Source organism: Olsenella sp. SW781 (assembly GCF_012027725.1).
Classification (GTDB): Bacteria; Actinomycetota; Coriobacteriia; order Coriobacteriales; family Atopobiaceae; genus Thermophilibacter.
In genome coordinates, this window is the sequence record NZ_SJOU01000028.1 from 1 (window position 1) to 5,159 (window position 5,159).

General features: G+C 61.0%; 3 rRNA genes. All 3 read right to left on the reverse strand.

What is annotated here, in order from left to right:
• Window positions 1–19: 19 nt before the first annotated feature.
• A 5S ribosomal RNA gene (rrf, locus tag E0L17_RS10790) occupies window positions 20–134 on the reverse strand.
• Window positions 135–235: 101 nt separating this feature from the next.
• A 23S ribosomal RNA gene (locus tag E0L17_RS10795) occupies window positions 236–3,171 on the reverse strand.
• 233 nt (window positions 3,172–3,404) lie between these two features.
• Window positions 3,405–4,916, reverse strand: a 16S ribosomal RNA gene (locus E0L17_RS10800).
• Together the 16S, 23S and 5S rRNA genes form the textbook arrangement of a ribosomal RNA operon.
• Between the last annotated feature and the right edge of the window lie 243 nt (window positions 4,917–5,159).

Here is a 5,159-nt window from a genome sequence, read left to right on the forward strand (position 1 = left end):
ACGCAAAATGCCCCTTGTTGGTCAGCGACGTCCTGCTCTCCCACGGACTACTCCGCAGTACCATCGGCGCTCGGGGGCTTAACTTCCGGGTTCGGAATGGGACCGGGTGTGCCTCCCCTGCCATGGTCGCTGACCAACAAGGGGCATTCTGCTGTCAGGGGCGGCTCCGCGCCGTGCCCTGGGGGCCGCACAGCGTGACGTCGGGCTTCCCTCTGGGATCGCTCGAGCTTGGAATGAAGAGAAGAGCTCGGCCGATTAGTACCGCTCGACTCAACCCCTCGCGGGGCTTACATCTGCGGCCTATCGAACTCGTAGTCTACGAGTGGCCTTACCGAAGGGAGAACTCATCTCGGGACTGGCTTCCCGCTTAGATGCTTTCAGCGGTTATCCGAACCGGACTCAGCTACCGGGCAGTGCCGTTGGTCGACAACCCGTACACCGGAGGTCCGTCCACCCCGGTCCTCTCGTACTAGGGGCAGCCTCCCTCAGTTCTCCTACGCCCACGGAGGATAGGGACCGAACTGTCTCACGACGTTCTGAACCCAGCTCGCGTACCGCTTTAAATGGCGAACAGCCATACCCTTGGGACCTGCTCCAGCCCCAGGATGCGATGAGCCGACATCGAGGTGCCAAACCTTCCCGTCGATGTGGACTCTTGGGGAAGATCAGCCTGTTATCCCCGGAGTACCTTTTATCCGTTGAGCGACGGCCATACCACGCTGAGCCGCCGGATCACTAGAACCTGGTTTCCCATCTGCTCGACCTGTCCGTCTCGCAGTCAAGCCTGCTTATGCTCTTGCACTCAAAGGGACGGTTGCCGACCGTCCTGAGCAGACCTTACGTGCGCCTCCGTTACTCTTTAGGAGGCGACCGCCCCAGTCAAACTACCCACCTGACACGGTCCCCACGCCGGGTGACGGTCGCGGGTTAGGATGCCAGAACGTCGAGGGTGGTATTCCAAGGGCGACTCCCCAGAGACTGGCGTCCCTGGTTCAGCGTCTCCCACCTATCCTCTACACGACGAACCGGCAGCCAATGTCAAGCTGCAGTAAAGGTTCACGGGGTCTTTCCGTCCTTCCGCGGGTAAGTCGCATCTTCACGACTAGTGCAATTTCACCGGGTCCATGGTTGAGACAGCGCCCAAATCGTTACGCCTTTCGTGCAGGTCGGAACTTACCCGACAAGGAATTTCGCTACCTTAGGACCGTTATAGTTACGGCCGCCGTTTACCGGGGCTTGGATTCGCCGCTTCGCTCGCGCTGACGGCTCCTCGTGACCTTCCGGCACCGGGCAGGCGTCAGACCCTATACGTCGTCTTACGACTTCAGCAGAGTCCTGTGTTTTTGATAAACAGTCGCTTGGGCCTATTTACTGTGGCCGCCCTGGGCTCGGGGAGCAAGTCCCTCCACCCGAGGCGGCACCCCTTCTCCCGAAGTTACGGGGCAATTTTGCCGAGTTCCTTAACCATGGTTCTCCCGATCGCCTTGGTATGCTCTACCCACCCACCTGTGTCGGTTTGCGGTACGGGCCCCTGCGGGCTCCCTAGGGGGTTTTCTTGGAAGCATGGGCTCACTGGCTTCGCTCAGTCGCTTCGTCCGGCACCTCAGCCGTCGCGAGGGGCGCGTTTCACTACCCCTCAGCCTACGTGCCATCGCGGGGACGTCCAGAACCCCGTCCAGCTACCCTTCTCCGTCGCCCCATCGGTGATAGCGCCCGTTCGGGGGTGCAGGAATGTCGACCTGCTGTGCATCGGCTACGCCTTCCGGCCTCGCCTTAGCTCCCGACTGACCCTGGGAGGATTAGCCTCGCCCAGGAAACCTTGGGTTTACGGCGGCGGCGTTTCCCACGCCGCTCTCGTTACTCATGCCAGCATTCTCACTTCCGGCCGGTCCACCGCGGGTCGTCCCGCGGCTTCGCCCCAGACGGAAAGCTCCCCTACCACTAGATGAAATCTAGTCCGCCGCTTCGGTGCCGTGCTTAGCCCCGTATATTGTCGGCGCATGTCCACTCGACCAGTGAGCTATTACGCACTCTTTAAATGAATGGCTGCTTCTAAGCCAACATCCTGGTTGTCTAGGCAAACGCACATCCTTTGCCACTTAGCACGGACTTCGGGACCTTAGCGGGCGGTCTGGGCTGTTTCCCTTTCGAACACACAGCTTAGCCCACATGTTCTGACTCCCGGACTCTGGACCGGCGGTATTCGGAGTTTGATTGGAGTTGGTAGGCGGTGAGGCCCCCGCGTCCATTCAGTGCTCTACCCCCGCAGGTAAACGTCCGAGGCTAGCCCTAAAGCTATTTCGGGGAGAACGAGATATCTCCGGGTTTGATAGGCCTTTCACTCCTATCCACAGGTCATCCCCCCAGTTTTCAACCTAGGTGGGTTCGGCCCTCCACGGGGTCTTACCCCCGCTTCAGCCTGCCCATGGATAGCTCACCCGGCTTCGCGTCTACGGCGCGCGACTGCTCGCCCGTTTCGGACTCGCTTTCGCTGCGGCTCGCTTCGTGGCTTAACCTCGCCACGCGCCGTAACTCGCTGGCTCATTCTACAAAAGGCACGCCGTCACAGCGCAAGCGCTGCTCCGACTGCTTGTAGGCAAACGGTTTCAGGTACTATTTCACTCCCCTCCCGGGGTGCTTTTCACCTTTCCCTCACGGTACTGGTCCACTATCGGTCACAGGAGAGTATTTAGGATTGGAGGGTGGACCCCCCAGCTTCCCACCGGGTTTCACGTGTCCGGCGGTACTCAGGAACCAAGCGGCAGTCCTCGCGGATTCGCGTACGGGGCTCTAACCCTGTCCCGCCGGCCTTCCCATGCCGTTCCGCTTCCACGAGGTTTTGTAACTGCGCAGTGCTTGGCCCTACAACCCCGGCGGCGCTTGCGCGGCCGCCGGTTTGTCCTAGGTCCCCGTTCGCTCGCCACTACTAGGGGAATCTCGATTGATTTCTCTTCCTCGGGGTACTTAGATGTTTCAGTTCCCCCGGTTGCCTCCCACCGGCCTATGTGTTCGGCCGGCGGTGACGGGAAATGACTCCCGTCGGGTTCGCCCATTCGGAGATCCGCGGGTCGAGCGGGCAAGTGCCCCTAACCGCGGCTTATCGCAGCTTGTCACGTCCTTCGTCGGCTTCCTGTGCCAAGGCATCCACCGTTTGCCCTTACCATCTTCTCTTCGATGGCTCGAACATACTTAAAGTCTCGCGGCGGCTGGCGCCGCCGCGTCTTCAGATGCGATCTTCTTTGAGGAAAATCTTTCGTCACGCTATGCAGCTCTCAAGGTACGGCGAGGGCGAGCCCTCGAGACCGGACACTGCGCGCCCCGGGGGGCGCGACGAAGGCATCAGCGGGACTGGCGGGGACGTCCGCCGTCATGTTGTTCTCTTCTAAAGAGGCGATTCTCCCTAGAAAGGAGGTGATCCAGCCGCACCTTCCGGTACGGCTACCTTGTTACGACTTCACCCCCCTTACCAACCACACCTTCGGCGCCTCCCTCACGAGGTTGGGCCGACGACTTCGGGTGCAATCGACTCGGGTGGTGTGACGGGCGGTGTGTACAAGGCCCGGGAACGCATTCACCGCGGCGTGCTGATCCGCGATTACTAGCAACTCCGACTTCATGGAGGCGGGTTGCAGCCTCCAATCCGAACTGGGGCCGGCTTTGGGGATTCGCTCCCGCTCGCGCGGTGGCAGCCCATTGTGCCGGCCATTGTAGCACGTGTGCAGCCCAGGACATAAGGGGCATGATGACTTGACGTCATCCCCACCTTCCTCCGGCTTGACGCCGGCGGTCTCGCATGGGTGCCCGGCCGAACCGCTGGCAACATGCGACGGGGGTTGCGCTCGTTGCGGGACTTAACCCAACATCTCACGACACGAGCTGACGACAGCCATGCACCACCTGTCTAGGCTCCTCTCGGCCACGGCGTTTCCGCCGCTTCACCTAGATGTCAAGCCCTGGTAAGGTTCTTCGCGTTGCTTCGAATTAAGCCACATGCTCCGCTGCTTGTGCGGGCCCCCGTCAATTCCTTTGAGTTTTAGCCTTGCGGCCGTACTCCCCAGGCGGGACACTTAATGCGTTAGCTGCGGCACGGAGGGACTCTCCCCCCACACCTAGTGTCCATCGTTTACGGCTAGGACTACCAGGGTATCTAATCCTGTTCGCTCCCCTAGCTTTCGCTCCTCAGCGTCAGTTGTGGCCCAGAAGGCCGCCTTCGCCACCGGTGTTCTTCCAAATATCTGCGCATTCCACCGCTACACTTGGAATTCCGCCTTCCCCTACCAAACTCAAGTCCGCCGGTATCGGGAGCGGGCGGGGGTTGAGCCCCCGGATTTGACTCCCGACCTAACGGACCGCCTACGAGCGCTTTACGCCCAATGAATCCGGATAACGCTCGCCCCCTACGTATTACCGCGGCTGCTGGCACGTAGTTAGCCGGGGCTTCTTCTGCAGGTACCGTCAGGTTTCCCCCTCGTCCCTGCTGAAAGCGGTTTACGACCCGAAGGCCTTCGTCCCGCACGCGGCGTCGCTGCGTCAGGCTTTCGCCCATTGCGCAAGATTCCCCACTGCTGCCTCCCGTAGGAGTCTGGGCCGTGTCTCAGTCCCAATCTGGCTGGTCGGTCTCTCAACCCAGCTACCCATAATCGCCTTGGTGGGCCGTTGCCCCACCAACTAGCTAACAGGCCGCGGGCCCATCCCTCGCCGTCTGGGCTTTCCCGGTCCCCCCATGCGGGGGGTCCGGAGTATCCGGTATTATCCACGGTTTCCCGAGGCTGTCCCGGTGCGAGGGGCAGGTTGCCCACGTGTTACTCAGCCGTTCGCCACTTTATGCACACCCGGAGGTGCTTTAACCGTTCGACTTGCATGTGTTAGGCGCGCCGCCAGCGTTCATCCTGAGCCAGGATCGAACTCTCCGTTCAAATGCCAGGCGGCCTAGAGCCGCCTTACAGTGTGAGTGGTCGGTCCGTCCCGTCCAAAGATCCCGCTGATCTCGGATTCGCTGAAATTGACGTCTCTGTGTGTCAGAGATTCGAATTTCGCTGGTCTGTCTTCGTCGATCTCTCGATCGCAGTATCCGGTTTTCAAGGTTCGCCGCGCTGGTCGGGGGCGCCTGCCCCGTCGCTGCGCGGGGATTAACTATACGCACCCCGGGGCCCCGCGGG